18 protein-coding genes are annotated in these 15644 nt (G+C 60.3%); 6 read left to right on the forward strand and 12 right to left on the reverse strand.

The genetic code is table 11. From position 1 onward, the window contains the following. Positions 1–373 (forward strand): MFS transporter (locus ASILVAE211_RS12465; RefSeq protein WP_227321654.1); only part of this gene is annotated, 373 nt, incomplete at its 5' end. Between the two features lie 8 nt (positions 374–381). Beyond that, on the forward strand, positions 382–975 hold the full coding sequence (locus tag ASILVAE211_RS12470; RefSeq protein ID WP_227321655.1) for a cysteine hydrolase family protein: 594 nt from the start codon (positions 382–384) through the stop codon (positions 973–975). 97 nt (positions 976–1072) lie between these two features. Here ASILVAE211_RS12470 and ASILVAE211_RS12475 read toward each other — a convergent pair whose 3' ends face one another. The 5 genes from ASILVAE211_RS12475 to ASILVAE211_RS12495 all read right to left on the reverse strand — a co-directional run bounded on the left by ASILVAE211_RS12475 (position 1073) and on the right by ASILVAE211_RS12495 (position 4758). Further along, on the reverse strand, positions 1073–2128 hold the full coding sequence (locus ASILVAE211_RS12475) for an alpha/beta hydrolase family protein (protein ID WP_227321656.1): 1056 nt from the start codon (positions 2126–2128) through the stop codon (positions 1073–1075). A 138-nt stretch (positions 2129–2266) separates the two neighbouring features. Then, positions 2267–3097 carry an EamA family transporter gene (locus tag ASILVAE211_RS12480; protein WP_227321657.1) on the reverse strand — a complete coding sequence of 277 codons (831 nt, stop codon included), beginning with the start codon at positions 3095–3097 and terminating at the stop codon, positions 2267–2269. Beyond that, entirely contained in the window at positions 3094–3678 is a 585-nt protein-coding gene (locus ASILVAE211_RS12485) for a TetR/AcrR family transcriptional regulator (protein WP_227321658.1), read from the reverse strand. Before ASILVAE211_RS12485 ends, ASILVAE211_RS12480 begins: the two co-directional genes overlap by 4 nt. Before the next feature lie 161 nt (positions 3679–3839). Then, a complete protein-coding gene (locus tag ASILVAE211_RS12490) occupies positions 3840–4130 on the reverse strand; it encodes a hypothetical protein (RefSeq protein WP_227321659.1) in 291 nt (96 codons plus the stop codon). Between the two features lie 97 nt (positions 4131–4227). Continuing rightward, a complete protein-coding gene (locus ASILVAE211_RS12495) occupies positions 4228–4758 on the reverse strand; it encodes a hypothetical protein (RefSeq protein WP_227321660.1) in 531 nt (176 codons plus the stop codon). Positions 4759–5112: 354 nt separating this feature from the next. Between ASILVAE211_RS12495 and trhO the strand changes: the two genes are divergently transcribed. Further along, on the forward strand, positions 5113–5955 hold the full coding sequence (gene trhO, locus ASILVAE211_RS12500; protein ID WP_227321661.1) for an oxygen-dependent tRNA uridine(34) hydroxylase TrhO: 843 nt from the start codon (positions 5113–5115) through the stop codon (positions 5953–5955). Positions 5956–6015: 60 nt separating this feature from the next. On the opposite strand, the gene ASILVAE211_RS12505 is transcribed toward trhO, so the two are convergent. Further along, positions 6016–7227 (reverse strand): MFS transporter, encoded by a 1212-nt coding sequence (locus ASILVAE211_RS12505; protein ID WP_227321662.1) that lies wholly within the window; start codon positions 7225–7227, stop codon positions 6016–6018. Between the two features lie 316 nt (positions 7228–7543). Further along, entirely contained in the window at positions 7544–8440 is an 897-nt protein-coding gene (locus ASILVAE211_RS12510; RefSeq protein ID WP_227321663.1) for a LysR family transcriptional regulator, read from the reverse strand. 166 nt (positions 8441–8606) lie between these two features. On the opposite strand from ASILVAE211_RS12510, the gene ASILVAE211_RS12515 reads away from it, so the two are divergent. Beyond that, on the forward strand, positions 8607–9221 hold the full coding sequence (locus ASILVAE211_RS12515; protein WP_227321664.1) for an FMN-dependent NADH-azoreductase: 615 nt from the start codon (positions 8607–8609) through the stop codon (positions 9219–9221). A gap of 189 nt (positions 9222–9410) precedes the next feature. On the opposite strand, the gene ASILVAE211_RS12520 is transcribed toward ASILVAE211_RS12515, so the two are convergent. Together ASILVAE211_RS12520 and ASILVAE211_RS12525 are read right to left on the reverse strand one after the other, a co-directional pair. Next, positions 9411–9953: a cupin domain-containing protein gene (locus ASILVAE211_RS12520; protein WP_227321665.1), complete on the reverse strand. Its 543-nt coding sequence runs from the start codon at positions 9951–9953 to the stop codon at positions 9411–9413. Between the two features lie 188 nt (positions 9954–10141). Further along, positions 10142–10774: a LysE family translocator gene (locus ASILVAE211_RS12525; protein WP_227321666.1), complete on the reverse strand. Its 633-nt coding sequence runs from the start codon at positions 10772–10774 to the stop codon at positions 10142–10144. A gap of 70 nt (positions 10775–10844) precedes the next feature. Between ASILVAE211_RS12525 and ASILVAE211_RS12530 the strand changes: the two genes are divergently transcribed. Then, positions 10845–11360, forward strand: coding sequence for an Lrp/AsnC family transcriptional regulator (locus ASILVAE211_RS12530; RefSeq protein ID WP_227321667.1), 516 nt, complete (start codon positions 10845–10847; stop codon positions 11358–11360). Between the two features lie 172 nt (positions 11361–11532). Here the strand turns inward: ASILVAE211_RS12530 and ASILVAE211_RS12535 are convergent, their stop codons facing one another. After that, positions 11533–12426 (reverse strand): LysR family transcriptional regulator, encoded by an 894-nt coding sequence (locus tag ASILVAE211_RS12535; RefSeq protein WP_227321668.1) that lies wholly within the window; start codon positions 12424–12426, stop codon positions 11533–11535. A gap of 182 nt (positions 12427–12608) precedes the next feature. Between ASILVAE211_RS12535 and ASILVAE211_RS12540 the strand changes: the two genes are divergently transcribed. Next, positions 12609–13373: an SDR family NAD(P)-dependent oxidoreductase gene (locus ASILVAE211_RS12540; RefSeq protein ID WP_227321669.1), complete on the forward strand. Its 765-nt coding sequence runs from the start codon at positions 12609–12611 to the stop codon at positions 13371–13373. A gap of 2 nt (positions 13374–13375) precedes the next feature. Here the strand turns inward: ASILVAE211_RS12540 and ASILVAE211_RS12545 are convergent, their stop codons facing one another. After that, positions 13376–13993 (reverse strand): UbiX family flavin prenyltransferase, encoded by a 618-nt coding sequence (locus ASILVAE211_RS12545; RefSeq protein ID WP_456304495.1) that lies wholly within the window; start codon positions 13991–13993, stop codon positions 13376–13378. Next, entirely contained in the window at positions 13986–15623 is a 1638-nt protein-coding gene (locus ASILVAE211_RS12550) for a UbiD family decarboxylase (RefSeq protein WP_227321670.1), read from the reverse strand. The genes ASILVAE211_RS12545 and ASILVAE211_RS12550 overlap by 8 nt, the downstream gene beginning before the upstream one ends. Between the last annotated feature and the right edge of the window lie 21 nt (positions 15624–15644).

Raw genomic sequence — 15644 nt, forward strand, 5'->3', positions numbered from 1 at the left:
TATCCTTCTGGCGCTTCTGGTCGCTGGCGTCTTGCTGTTGCCGCAAGCCTTCGTCACCTCAGCCTGGCAGCTTGTAGCTTTGCGCTTCGCGATGGGGCTGGCGCTTGGCGGTTTGGTTCCGTGTATCGCGGCCGTCATTCGGCACAACGTCCCCGACCATGCCGCCGGAACGGCTCTTGGCCTTTCCCTATCCGCGCAATTTGCCGGGCAAGTGGCCGGTCCGCTGATCGGCGGCTTTATCGGCGGCCAGATCGGCATGCGCTCGGTCTTCTTCGGCACATGCGCCCTGCTGCTGATCGGCGCCGCTTTCAACGGGCTTGTCCTTAGCCGGACCAGGCAAAGCCTGTTTAGCACTCAGGCTTCTTCGAAGTGAGCATTCCTATGTCTGCAGCAATTGCTGTCGACGCAAAGCACGCCGCACTCCTGCTGATGGATTTCCAGACTTTCGTTGTGGATAATTTCCTGCCGCCCGACGTCGCCATGAAGGCTGTCGCACAAGCCGCAGCGCTTCTGGCTGCGGCCAGAACGAAGGGCGTCATGGTGATCCATGTCGCTGTCGGCTTCCGGCCCGGCTATCCGGAGATCAGCGAGCGCAACAAACTTTTCTCCTTTCTCAAAGAGAGTGGGCTTGCGGCGCCAGGCAGCGACAGCATCAGGATCCATGCCGAGCTCGCACCGCGAGACAATGAGCCTGTCGTCGTGAAGCATCGCGTCGGCGCTTTTGCCGGCACGGACCTTGACCGTATTCTGCGTGCCCGGAACATCGAAACGCTGACCCTGGCAGGTGTCACGACCAGCGGCGTGGTGCTGTCGACATTGCGGCAAGGCTTCGATCTGGATTATCAGATAACAGTGGCGGCCGATGCTTGCGCCGACAATGATGGTGATGTCCACAGGGCGCTTATTGAAAAGATTCTCCCTCAACACGCGACGGTCCTGAACACAGAACAGATAGTTGTAGCTCTGAAGGGCTGAAGGCCAAGGACTGGTTTTGTCCGCTTTGGAGGCCGGGATCCGCTAACCCGAACGACCGTGTTGGGTCGGCATCCAACGCATTTTTACCCTGAGGGGATTAAAGAAGATTTCGCGAAATACCCGAGCCAAATCCAAGTGCCGTCAGCGTTAGGGCGACGACGCTCTCATGAATGAGGGCTCGATCCACGCCGAAGTTGTCGACATAGAGGTCCGGACTCTCTTTTCTACTACGGTCGGTCCCAAGACCAAGGAAGGTGGCATGCCCGACTCTATCACCGAGATTGTAAAGTTCACTCGTCGGAATTTGGGTATTCAGCCACGCCGCGCAGGCATCCGCGGGGGCCTCGTGGTCATCTCCGCCCACCATGATAGTGACGGGCTCGGTGATGGTGGCCAAACTTTCGGGCGTGAAAGCTCTTACGGGAGGAGCTGGCGCTAACAGAATCGCCCGGCGAACGCGGCTATCTTTATATGACTGCGATTGCCGCGCCCAAGATTCCAAAAATGCCGGTTCCATCATCAATCCGGGCATCAAATCTGGCAGGTCAGGAAACTGCGGCGGGCCTCGCCGGGCACCATTTTTATGAGCCCAAGCCTTGAATAGCTCGAAATCAGTGACTGCGCCGAGAAGGCACATCGCGGTGTAACCGCCCAAGGAAAATCCGATGGCCGATATATCGCCTCCAATATGGCCGGACAGAAAGCCTTCGGTGGATAGAGCATCCAGAGCGAAAGTCAGGTCTCTCGCTCTTTCCCACCAAGCAGCAAAACCAGCCGGGTGGAAAGGCTCCGTGACGGTGTTGCCATGATGATCGGGGCCGATGACGATATAGCCCTCCGCTGCCAGGCGCGTGGCAAGCCAGTTCAGACTGATGGCCGCGCCACCGGTGCCATGCGACAGCAGGACTGTGGAATAGGTCGGCCTTCTGTTATTGATTGCGGCATTGCGGGCGATGGTTCCGATGTCGAACAAATCGCTTTTCTCAACGATTGCAATGGCATCGTCAGAAGCAGGATACCACGCGCTCCAGCGCACGGGACGGGGAGCGTCTTCTGACCAGGATGTGGGGGTGTTATCGAGGAGTAAGCCTGTTCTTAGACCGACTTTCATGGCGCGCCTTTTCTTAGGCTCAATCTTTAACGTCCCGGTCATCGGGGTGGCCGAAAACTTTGAGACTCGACGCTATGTCGGCCTTTGGCAGACCACAACCCCGTATTGGATGGCTCGTTAGGGTCAAATATTGTCTGACCGCTTAAACCACAGTTTCCTTTAGCGTAACACTGATATCTGTCAGCGATATCCAATGCTTATAGCCCCAAGTGCCACCAAAACGCAGGCCACGATACGCCGAGGCGTAAGCTCTTCCCCGAGAAACAGCCAGCCGATCAGCGCTGCGAAGACGACGCTCGTTTCCCTAATTGCCGCAATCGGGCCAGCAGGCCCTAAAGCGAAAGCTGCGACCACGACGCCGTAGGCAACAAGCGCCACTAATCCACCACCCAAAGCCTTCAACGTTTCCGTTGCTCGAAAATCGACAACAAGCTTGCCACGGAGGGCAAAAAAGGTGGCTGGCAGAAAAGCGCCGTAGATGACCAAAACCCATGCGATATAGCTGACGCTACTCCCGGCCTTTCTTACTCCGATGGCATCGACCGTCGCATAGCTGGCGATGATGACCCCCGTTGTAATGGCAAAAAGGATTGAGCTTGTTGCCGCACGCCTATGTCCAAGAGAAAGACTGATGATCCCCATGGCCACGAGAGCAACACCAATAGCCTGTGGTATGGTGGGATACTCGCGGGCCATCAAGGCACCACTGAGCGTGACAAGTAATGGCACGCTGCCACGAACGATCGGATAAACCTGCCCCAGCTCGCCATATCTGTATGCCATGACAAGGAACACACTGTAGGTTACTTGGAGGAACGCCGAGAGGATGACATACGGCCAGGCATGGGGTGATGGAAGGCTGGAAAGCGCAAAGGGCAGTGCAACAATTGTGCTGGAAAAACTCATGACGGTGACGGACCATAGCCGGTCTGAACCGGTGCGAAGGAAGGCATTCCAGGTCGCATGCATGATAGCGGCAAGAAGCGCCAGCCCAATGACCAGTCCACTCATCGCGGCGCCCGAACAGAACCAATCAGTGTAGCAGCAGCCTTCCAAGCATCCCTGATGGCTGCATCTCCCTGTCCTATCTGAGCCATAAGAGTTGCCCCTTCGATCAGCATCAACAATGCCGCTGCGATGCTTTCGGACCGCTCAGTCGTCATGGCGTCTTCAAGGATTTTTTGTAGTCGTCGTCTGAGATCTGTTTTCTGTTTGGCGGCTGCCTGGAATACCGGGTGCGCGGGATCACCGAATTCGGCTAAGGCGTGCGCGAATAGACATCCGTGGAAATCAGGGCGCTTGAACCAGGCCTTATACCAAGCAAAAAGAGTCTCAACCTTCTTTTGAGCGCTGCTGCGCTCTTCGACAAGCTGGTCAAGCTGCCGATCAAATCGCTCGGCGCGATAGCCCAGCACGTCCACGATGAGGCCATCTTTGCTTGGGAAGTGGCGATACATCGTCATCTTGGCGACATTCGCTTCAGCGATAATCCGATCGATGCCCGTGGCATGGAATCCCGACCGTTTGAAAAGCCGGTACCCAGTTTCGATGATGTGCTGGCGTTTATCTGAACTAGCCAGGTTTGGCGGCATCATTGCACCATAAGGTGAGACAGGTCTGTCTCTTTATTCGACCTGATGTGTTTTAGTCAAGAATGTTCGCATTCTACTTCGTTTAGGGATGTCGGATGTCTGCCTGCCCCCCCCCAGGACAACAGCCTGACAACGCCACTGGCAGGGCAGAGCGATGGGCGCTAGCTGGCCAGGGCCGCCGTCGGATACAATTTGCCGATCAGCGCGCCATAGCCGCCGATCATGCCGTTGACGAAAAACCCCAAGACCACGCCCCCGACCAGCAAGGTACCGGGCTGGGACAGATGGGCATAGACCACCACCATGATGGCGGCGCCGATCATGTAAAAGGCGCAGGTCGGCCGCCGGCCGAAGCGGTCGGCCAGACTGCCGAAGGCATGCCGCCCAGAACGGCGCCGATCAGCGTCGCCGTCACCAGGCGCGGCGTCGCAAGCCGTGGCCCCCGGCCGCATGCGCCTTTTTGTCTGGCGCTCGGCGCCTTGATCGCGCGCAAGCCGAGGGAGCGGCGCGCCTTTAAACTGTCTGAGGAATTAGTTTTACATGCGCCGGTTAGTTTGTTGCCCAGTTCTGGGTCTGAACATACCAGTGCCCGATCAGATGCTTTGTTGTTATAATTTCCATATTGTCCGCTCGCTCATCGACATTGCCAATTTGTTTTGCGAGCTGATCGGAAGGATCGTAAATCAACTCGCTACCGTAGTGCTCACCCTCACCGAAATAAAAATTACTTTGCGTGTTGCAACCAGAGCGATAGATTTGCGTTGCAAAGTAAGGAAACGCCGCCACAAAAACTATATAATCGCTTGCGCGGAGACACCCAAATGCCCCCGGCCAAAACATAGCAAACGCCATAGCCAGCGATACGCCACGTCGCCAAGATCGCCGCCGGAAATAAGATATTGCGGCCGTCAAAAACCACGCAAGGGCAATCAGTGTCGCAAAGATGATAGTTATGGATAATAGAACGCCAAAAAATCTGACCGCGAAAATTAAAAATAATATCGCCACAAAAAGAATAAAAACTGGCCAAATCATCAGGCGGTCATTTGGTTCGACGACCACCGCTCGCTCGTCGGTCACGTGGCTTCCAGTCTTGTAAGAGGATTGTTTTATAGCGCATGGGTGAACAATACAGCCGCCGCGTCAATGTCTGTTGTCAAGCCGCCTCACATCCTACCGCGCGGTCACGGTTGGATCGAAGATCGCCACATGAGTTGTTGCCTCGCTGTTCGCGCTACAGCCGTCGAATTGCAAAACTGACTTATTGTTCGCGCTGCCCTTGCGGGAGGCGACGCAGCGTTAGACACGGTCAAACTGGCGAAACGCCTTCGATGATAACCCTCAGACCGCATGACACGCGCTCTGCGTTGCGCCCACGGCTCAAGCGAGCGGCTATCGTTTTCTGTTCACTCGGTTTGATGTAAAAGCGAAGCCATGGATTATATCGTCAGCGCCTTCTACAAATTCTTTCCTCTGCCGGATTATGCCGACCGTAAGACCGACCTGCTTCGCTTGCTCGAGTCCGAAAGCATTCGCGGCTCCATTTTGTTGGCCGCTGAGGGGATCAACGGCACCGTATCCGGAAGCGAAAGGGCGATCGAACACTTGCACCGGGTACTCGAAGCAATTCCCGGCGGTAATCCCCTGTCGCGCAAGATTAGCCGGCACACAGTCCAACCGTTCGGTCGCGCCAAGGTGCGTCTAAAGAAGGAGCTGATCTCGCTCGGGGAAACCGCCGAGCCAGCAAGACGGGTCGGCCGTTATGTAAGCCCTGCCGAATGGAACGCTCTGATCGTCCGGGATGACGTCATCACGATCGATGCGCGCAATCATTACGAAACGCATGTCGGCAAGTTCAAGCATGCGGTTGATCCCGAAACCCGGAATTTTAGCCAGCTCCCCACCTTCAGCCGCCAGACGCTCGATCCGGTCCGCACGCCCCGCGTCGCCACCTACTGCACCGGCGGAATCCGCTGCGAAAAATACACCGCCTGGCTGCTCGACCAGGGGTTCGAGGAGGTCTATCATCTCGAAGGTGGCATCCTGAACTACATGGCACAAATGCCGGAGCAGGAAAGCCTGTTCGAAGGCGCTTGCTACGTATTCGACGAGCGGGTGGCCGTGCGCCCCGGTCTGCACGGCCTCACCGCCGATCTTTCGATCACCACGTGCACTGCCTGCGGCGCTGCGCTGACGGAGCGGGACCGCGCGCATCCCGCTTACCGCGCGGGTTGTCATTGCGCGCATTGCGACGGTCCTCTCCCGTCGAACGCGTGAAGCGCCCCCCTCCCAGGACAACAGCCTGACAACGCCACTGGCAGGGCAGAGCGATGGGCGCTAGCTGGCCAGGGCCAAGCCGCGCCGCTCGGGGATCAGCGTCAGCAGTGCCACGAGATCGAGGATATAGAGGATGCTTAGCACCGCGATAGCCATGCCGGGTCCGTGCCGCGTCGCGATCATTGCCATGACAACGGGCGCAAACCCGGCGACGCCGCGCCCCAGATTGAAGAGCACGTTCTGCGCCGTGGCCCGGGCCGCCGTCGGATACAATTCGCTGATCAGCGCGCCATAGCCGCCGATCATGCCGTTGACGAAAAACCCCAAGACCACGCCCCCGACCAGCAAGGTGCCGGGCTGGGACAGATGGGCATAGACCACCACCATGATGGCGGCGCCGATCATGTAAAAGGCGCAGGTCGGCCGCCGGCCGAAGCGGTCGGCCAGACTGCCGAAGGCATAGATGCCGACGCCCATGCCGATGATCGTCGCTGCCGTCCACAGCGCGGATTTCGTCAGCCCGAAGCCGAACTGCGCCGCCAGATTATTGGGTAGCCAGATCATCACGCCATAATAGCCGAAATTCTGCACGCTACAGAGAATGAACAGGCCGAGGCTGATCTTGATGCTGGCGCGGTCCTGCACCAGCGCGCGCAGGGCGGCGGTGGGCGCCGGGCGCCGGCTGGGCTCGGCCAGCACCGGCTCATGCGCGGTACGCCGGATGATGACGGCGAACAACGCCGGCAGCAGACCGATGAGGAAGACGCCGCGCCAGCCCACCGCCGGCAACAGAACGGGCGTCAGCAGCGCCGCCGCCAGCACGCCGCATTGCCAGCCGAGACCGACATAGGAGGAGGCCCGCGCGCGCATCGCGGCCGGCCAGGTTTCCGCCACCAGCGCCATGCCGATACCGAATTCTCCGCCCAGCCCGGCGCCCGCGACCAGGCGGCAGACCAGCAGCGATCCGTAGCTTGAGCAGAAGGCGCAGCCGGCGGTCGCGACGGCGAAGAGGGCGATCGACCAGGACAGAACCCGCACGCGGCCGAAGCGGTCGGCCAGCATTCCCAGCAGCATGCCGCCCAGAACGGCGCCGATCAGCGTCGCCGTCACCAGGCTGGCGGCCTGGCCGGCGCTGAGGCCCAGGCTGGCGGCGATGGCGTGCAGCATGAAGCCCAGTATCAGCAGATCGAACCCATCCAGGGCATAGCCGACGGTGGAGGCGAACAAAGCCCGCCAGGCGGCCGGGGTGATGGTTGACTGACAGACCGGCATGGGTTGCGTTCCTACCGCGCGCGGCCAAGTCCGGCGCCCGCGACCCGACTATCGGGCCAGGTGCCACGTCGCAAGCCTTGGGAGCGGCGCGCCACGACATGGCGCATGAGGGCGATACCGGCAAGGCCTTCTGTCTTCGTCGCCGAGGAATGGGCCGCGCCGGTGGCAGACTTCGCGGGCCATGCGGAAGGTTGAAGGACCATCTTGGGTGGACTGCCGACTGGCCGCTCATAAGCAAGGGGGAGTGGTCACGCAGGTTTCGGCCGAGATAGCGATAGCTCCGGTCCTGAAATGGATGATTTTTTTGATTTCCTAATTAGGCAAGCCGAGCCTGTAAATCGTGCAGCAGCCAGCTCCCAGCCCGTCCCAAGACATGGTTGCGCATGTGAGCGGCGTAGATTGTGAGCGGAGGGGCTGCTTGAGCCGGGTCGCTCTCGATCTCCAGGGCTACCAGGCGGCCGTCGGCAAGATAGGGCGCGACAAGATGTTCGGGCATCCGGCACCATCCCAGCGCGGCCAGCAGGAAATCCAACCGCCGCGCAAGGTCCACGAACCGCCATGTCTTGGTGCCGATGACGCCATAACTCGGACCGTCCGGCGCAGCCGGGTCCGATAGGACAAGCTGGACATGCGCCTCCAACTCGGCGGGCGTCACCGGGCGGGATAGCGCGGCTAGCGGGTGGGCTGGCGAGACCACGGGCACGAGTTCGATCCCGAGCAACGGAAGCGCCGCCACGTCCTCCGGCACGCTTGGCAACAGGATGCAGAGCGCAAGCGCCGCCTCTCCGCGCCGCAACCGTCGCTCGGCTCCGCCCAGCCCCTCGGTGGAGAAACTGACTGGAAGAAAGGGAAAGGTCTCGCGCAAGGCGTGCAGGCTGTCGATGAAGGCGGCGGTCGGCACCAGCGGATCGATCGCAATGGCGAGCTCCGGCTCAATCCCTTCGCGCGTGCCCGCCGCGACAGCCTCAAACCGGGCGGCGCCAACCAGGACGCTGCGCGCTTGCGCCACCAACACCCGGCCCACATCAGTCAGAACAGGCCGGAACCCCGATCGGTCGAACAGCGTCACACCCTGCACATCCTCAAGCGTTGCGACCGTCTGGCTGATGGCGGACTGCACCCGGCCGAGCTTGCGTGCTGCGGCCGAAAAGCTGCCCGTATCGGCGATGGTCGTGAGGACGCGGAGTTGGTCCAGCGTGAGACTGCCGATCATCTATCACCTCAGCCGATAAAGATCATCACATCTTTATCACTGCCGCGACTGGTGTCCATCGATCATATCGCTGGTCACGCACCTTGCTCACTGCGACGGCCATGCGTTCGGCAAGCCGATCCCCGCCTCTCACTTGGGCTGATCTCGGCCCACAGGAACAATCGTCATGACCAAGCTTCTCGTCGTTGAAACCAGCCCGCGCGGTGACCAGTCGATTTCGCGCATTATGGCCCGCCGCTTCGTCGCCGCTTGGCAGGCGGCCCACCCGGGCGGCGAGGTCGTGAATCGTGACCTGATGGAAACCGATCTCCAATTCATTGGCGCGCCCTGGCTCCAGGCGTATTTCACGCCGCCCGAGCAGCACTCGCCCGAGATGAAGGCCGAACTGCAAATGTCGGACGAGCTCATCGCGGAATTGCTTGTTTGCGACCATCTCGTGATCGCAACACCAGTCTACAACTACAATGTTCCCGCCGCGCTCAAGGCGTGGATCGACAGCATCGTGCGCAAGGGGCTGACACTGGGCTTTGACGGCAAGGGCCTCGTCACCGGCAAGACCGCCACGGTGCTGATGGCGAGCGGCGGCATCTATACCGAAGGCTCGCCCATCCGCGACCGCGACATCGCGACGCAATACCTGCGCCTTGTGTTGGGCGTGATCGGCATCACCGAAGTGACGGTCGTGGCCGGTGGTGGTGCAAAGGCGGTTGATATGCGTGAGACGACGATGGAAGGTTTTATCAACGCCCTTCAGCCAGCGATTGACGCTGCGGCTGCCTAAGTCTGTCGGCCTAGTGGCGGTGCCATTTGCGTTGCCGATAGCCGCATAAGAACCTTGGGGAATGTCTAGGTCTGCTTTCTGGAAGTCGATGCTTTTGCGCCAGTAACGCCTTGGGGTCGCTTTTCGCCCGTCTGCTCATGAGCGGACGGGCGAAAGGCGGAATAGCCGTTACGGACAGCACATAAAAATCTAGCCGGACGCGTCACCGCCGCGTGCCAGAAGCGGTGTGGGCTGGGGTTGTCCCTCGTAGTAATCCGCCTCGCGCAGAAATCCGTGGCGGCCGAGGGCATCGACAACGAGCGCGCCGCTATCCGGATAGGTGCAGACATCCGCCGGCGGCTCCGCGCCAATCGCGAGATAGACGAGGTCGCCCGTGCTGTCTGCGGTAACAGGATTGGCGATTTGATGCGCGATACCCGTATCGGCCGGACAGGAAATGCAATCGCCGGGCCCGATCTCATGCACGCGATCGCCGTAGCGAAATAGGCCTCGCCCTTCGAGCACGACGAAGATCTCGTCAGCCTGAAGATGGGTATGCGCCGGGCAGGCGCTATGGCCCTGGGGCAAGCGCACGGCGCGCATGCCGAGACGGCCCATGCCGAAACGCCCCGGCCCCGCATCCTTCATGGCCGGCGTCAAAGCACGCCTGAAATGCGTCCAGGCGAAAGGCACGTCAGCCGCGATTTCCGGCGCCACGTGCATGTTCACGATCATAGACGGCTTCTCGGTCATGCTGTCCTCCAGAATCAAAGTCATGCAAAGCGAGGCGCTGTTTCAATATTCACAATAATCGCCACTGTTAAACCATGCGATCGGGAATGCAAGTTGGCCGCCGCCACGACCTGACTGAGCCCGTATCTGCCGAACCAGCCCTAGATGCATTCCACATTGTTGATTAATCACCCTATTGCGCCCGAACATCAGTGCGGTGCGCGCATCATCATCAGCTCGGCACCGAACCCGATCAGCACGGCAGCGAAGCCGTAGCGCTGGCCGGCCTGCACAGCAGGACGCCGCGCGAGCCAGGCGCCAAGCGCCGCGCCCCATAAAGCGAAGGTCGCGTCGAACAGGAAGCCGATAAAGACGAGGATCGCCCCGAGCAGGGCGAACTGCGCCAGAACCGACCCTGCGCCGGGGTGGACGAATTGCGGCAGCAGCACGGAACAGAATAGCAGCGGCTTCGGATTGAGCAGATTCGTGAGGAAACCGCGCATCACCACGCGCCTGTCGCGCGGGCCGCCCCTCTGCGCGGTAGAGGCCGGGTCAGGCACCAGCGACCGCGCGCGCCATAGGCCGACCCCGAGCCAGATCAGGTAAGCGGCCCCGGCGAAGCGGACGGTGTCGAACAGAAAGGGCGCCGTGCGGAACAGGGCCGCCAGGCCGATGGCCGCGAAGACCACATGGCACGCCCTTGCCCCGCCCAGCCCGATCGTCGCCGCCAGCGCCTGCGCGCGACCAAGCGTGGCACCGGTCTGTAACAGGAAGATCATGTCGGGGCCGGGAACCGTATAGGCGACGACGAGCGCGCCCAAGAAAATGGGAATATCGTTCATCTTGGCCGCACATCCTCATGATTCCGAATGTCTTCTGGCATTTTTTAGTAAGGGCGATATTATCATCGGCATGGCATTTGATCGAACGAATGGATTACGGGACAATACGCTCCCAGCCGGGATTGACCGAACGGACGCCGCCATTCTCGGCCTTTTGCAGAATAATGCTCGGCTCTCCATCAAGGAGATCGCCGCCGAAATCGGCCTGGCACCCTCCTCCACGCATGAGCGGATCCGGCGGCTGCGTGACGCCGATATCCTGCGCGGCGTGCATGTCGAGGTTGATCCGAAGGTGCTCGGCATCGGCCTGGAAGCGCTGCTGATGATCGAATTGTCGAAGCATCGCCGCTCGACGGTCGATAGCTTCCTCGACGAGGTCATACAGGTGCCGGAGGTACGCTTCGCCTTCCTCGTCACCGGCCGTCATGATCTTGTCGTCCACGTGGTGGTGCGCGATACCCAGCATCTGAAGGATCTCGCGCTCGACAATTTCACAAACCGGCCGGGCGTGGCGCGGATCGAGACATCGATCATCTTTGACGCGCGCCGCCGCTATGAACTGCCGCTGCTGCGTCAGCTCGGCTAGGGTCTGTCGGACATAATTGGCATCGGCCAAAATCGTCATGCCCGCGAAAGCGGGCATCGTCTTCTCGTCGTTATGCCAAAGCAAGAAGATCCCCGCCTGCGCGGGGATGACGCTGTTTCAATCAGCACCTGACAGACTCTAAAATCCACTCAAGAAGCCGCCGATCATTCCCTCAATCGCGGTGGCGCAGGGCATTGACCAGCAGAGAAAACGCCGGCGAGGATTGGCGGCGACTTGGGTAGTAAAGGTGATAGCCCGGCCATGCGGGCGACCAATCCTGTAGAACCTGCCGCAACTTTCCCTTTTTCACATAGGGGGCTGCGATATCTTCCGGCACATGCGCCAGTCCGAATCCCGCGACCGCAGCATCCAGCACGCTGAAAGTGCTGTTGAATACGAAGCGGCCTTCCGCGCGAACCTTCAGCTCAACGCCGTCCTTTTCCAGCTCCCACGGATAAAGACCACCATAAGTCGGCAGGCGCAGATTGATGCAGGAATGATCAGGCAAATCCTGAGGCGTCCTGGGCGGTGCATGACCGGCGAAGTAAGCCGGTGATCCAACAATAATAAATCGAATGTCGGGCGCGATGCGCACCGCGATCATATCCTTGGCGACCTGTCCGCCCAGGCGCACGCCTGCGTCATAGCGTTCCGCGACAATATCCCGCAGCCCATAGTCGGTCGTCAGCTCGATGCCGATATCGGGATAGGTCTTCAGAAAGGGCACCAGCTTGGGCCAGAGGATGGTCGTGGCGGCGTGGTCGCCCACCGTGATCCGGATCATGCCCGTGGGTTTTCCGCGGGCGGAGCGCAATGCGTTGAGATCCTCCTCAATATCCGCAAAGCGCGGACCGATGCTCTGGATCAGCTTTTCGCCGGCTTCCGTCGGAGAGACGCTGCGCGTGGTGCGCACAAGTAGCCGCAGATCAAGACGCTCTTCAAGCTGGCGAATGGTCTGGCTCAAGGCAGGCTGAGACACGCCCAGCTTCGCGGCCGCCTTGGTGAAGCTGCGTTCGGTTGCAACCGCCAGAAAGGCGACGAGGTCGTTCATATTGCCCTGAAGCATTCATCGGCACCACTTATGTGTCCGCTATCTTTAATACAAAATCGGCGGTGCACGCACGCTCAAAGCAGCCCCCCATTCATAAGACCAGCCTATAGGGACATTCGGATTATTCCGCCCAATCGCCTGCCCTGCCCGGCCTCATATTCGAAGCAAGCGTTTAAGTTTAAGCAGGGCAAAGAGCGATGATGATTTCCTATGATGGGCAGGTGGCGCTGGTCACCGGCGCTGCCTCCGGCATCGGCCTGGCGGCGGCCCGCGCCTTCGCGCGATCCGGCGCGGCGGTGGCACTCGCGGACTGGAATGCCGACGCGGTGGAGCAGGCCGCAGCCGCATTGACGGCAGAAGGCCACAAGGCGCTCGCCATTGCCTGCGATGTCGCGGATGACGCGCAGGTCGAGGCGATGATTGCGCAAACCGTCTCGCATTTCGGCCGCCTGGATGCCGCCTATAACAATGCCGGCGTCCAGAATGTGCTGGCGGAAACGGCGGATACGACAGGCCAGAACTATGACCGGGTGATGAGCGTCAATCTGCGCGGCATCTGGAGCTGCATGAAGTTCGAGCTGCGGCATATGCGGCGGCAGGGCAAGGGCGCCATCGTCAATTGCTCGTCACTCGGCGGCCTGGTCGGCGGCGCCGAGCGCGGCATCTATCATGCGGCCAAGCATGGCATCCTCGGCTTTACCAAAAGTGCGGCACTTGAATATGCCGCGCGCGGCATTCGGGTGAATGCGGTCTGTCCGGGTCTGATCTGGACACCGATGGCCGACCAGATGGTCGCGGCCGGCCAGGGCGAGGCGCTGAAGGGCATGGAGAAGAGCGTTCCCATGGGCCGCGTCGGGCGCCCCGAGGAAATCGCCGATGCGGTTCTGTGGCTATGCAGCGATGCGGCAAGCTATGTCACCGGCCAGTCAATCTCGGTCGACGGCGGCTTCATCATGCGCTGATTCTAGTCCGCCACGGGAAGTACCGCCTCCTCCCCCCATCGGGGGAAGGCATTGAGATCGAGATCGTACAGATCGAGCACTCTGCCGATGGTATGGGTGACCATATCGTCCAGCGATTGCGGATGCGCGTAAAAGGCCGGAACGGGCGGCGCGATGATGCCGCCCATTTCGGTAATCGCCAGCATGCTTTTCAGATGCCCAGCATGAAGGGGCGTTTCACGCAGCATGAGAACCAGCCGCCGACGCTCCTTCAAGGCCACATCCGCCGCACGGCTGATCAGGCCCGATGTCACGCCATGCGCGATATCGCTCATCGTCCGCACGGAGCAAGGCGCGATGATCATGCCCATCGTCCGGAATGAGCCGCTTGAGATCGGCGCGGCGATGTCGCTCGGGGCGTAGACGACATCGGCCAGAGCTTTCAGCGCCTCGGATGACAAATCCGTCTCATAGGCGCGCGTCATCTCGCCGGCCTTGGACACCACCAGATGGCTTTCGATGCCGAGATGCCGCAAAGCCTTCAGCAGCCGCACGCCATAGACAATGCCGGTGGCACCGGTAATCCCCACCACCATGCGCCGGGGATTGGGCTGCCGCGCAGGTTTGGCACCGTCATACAAGGCTTGACCCCACATGACGCGGGTCGAAGTTGGAGAGCGGGCGGGGCTTGGCCTCGAAAGCGAAGGGCCGGTCGGACAGCGTATAGCGGTACCAGGGCGCGTCGTTCATGCGGCCCAGCCTGTGGCGAAGGCCGCCGAAAGCCCCATAGATCAGCTTGTAGTTCTGGCCGTGGTAGCGCGTGAGGATATCGATCCAGGCGCGCGGCTCGGCGCCGATGAAGGCCAGCATATCCTGCGCAATCTCGGCTTCCGTCATCGGCACGACCGTTTCCGGCGGGTCACCCAGATCGGTTACGGCGCTTTTGATGAACTCATCCGGGTTCCAATTGCCGCCCAGCGGCTTTGTGCAGTCCATCCCGATTTTGGAGGCAACGCCGGGCTCGGCGCATTTCGGGTCCACCGTCATGGTATTGCAGTCATTGATGATGACGGTATCGCGCGCCGGCATATAGCGAAAAGCCATGGCGGCCAAAACGGCCTGATCGTCCCAGATATCCACATCATCGTTGAAGACCATCGCGACCTTGGGCAGGCCCTGCTTTGAGCAGGTGAGCATCAGGGCCAGAGCCTGTTTCGCGTCACCGGCACCCAGGGGGCGGATTTTGGCATAGGCGATATTGGACAGGCCGCCGGCCGGGCTGCGGACCTCAACAACGTCGATCCCGGCCAGGCGCATCGCGCCGTAAAGATCGGCCTCGATCGCGGGGAGTTGCAGCATATTGTCGGTAAACCAGGGGTGCATGCCGCCAATGGTGCAGTGCTGATAAATGGGATTCTTGCGATAGGTCATCGCCTTCACAACCAGACGGTAGTTGTGCTTCATCCCGCCGCCATACATACCGGTGAATTCGCCGTAAGGGCCTTCATCGAAATTCAGCCCTTCGACGGCCATCAGCTCGCATTCCAGAACCAGTTCGGCATTGGCCGGCACCATGACATCGATGGTCTCGCATTTGACCATTTTGGCAGGCGCACCATAGAAACCGCCCAGGACTTCGAAATCATCCGTGTCTCCGGGCACGCCGACAAGAGCGGCGATCTTGTCGACCGTTGGGCCGCCGATGACCATGGCGACTTCAAGATTCTGTCCCTTTGCCGCAGCGGCCATGGCGTGGATGCGCTGGCGATGCGAGGTGCAGGTCATATCGACGGATTTCTCATTCCTTGACCGGAACATGGACCGGTAGATGCCCCAGTCATAGACGCCGGTATCGGGATGCTTGCTGATGAAAAGATTGTCGTTGGTATAGGCATGGCCGTCACGGTCATGATGCAGAAACAAGGGTAGCCGGGTCAGGTCAACCTCGTCTCCGGTCAGGATGACGTCCTTGCAGGGTGCGGTCGCGACAATTTCCCATGGCTGGCGCGTCTTGGCTTTCTCCACCATGACGCGGCCGGTTTCCGTCTTGTCGCATTCCATCGCCCAGGCATACATGTCCTGGTTGGAATAGGCATTGGCCAGAACGGCGAATTCGCAGTCTTTGATCTTTTCCATCAAGACCGCTTTGGTGGGATTGGCCTCGATGGTCTTTGGGATTTGATCGACGCGGATTTCATCCTGGATGCGGATCAGGAAACCGGCCTCGTCCATGGCCTGGACAAAATCGGGCAGCAGCTGTTGAGAAGCCATGATGGCGGTTTCCGATCTGAC

The sequence above is a fragment of the Acidisoma silvae genome (genome assembly GCF_020618775.1).
Lineage (GTDB): Bacteria > Pseudomonadota > Alphaproteobacteria > Acetobacterales > Acetobacteraceae > Acidisoma > Acidisoma silvae.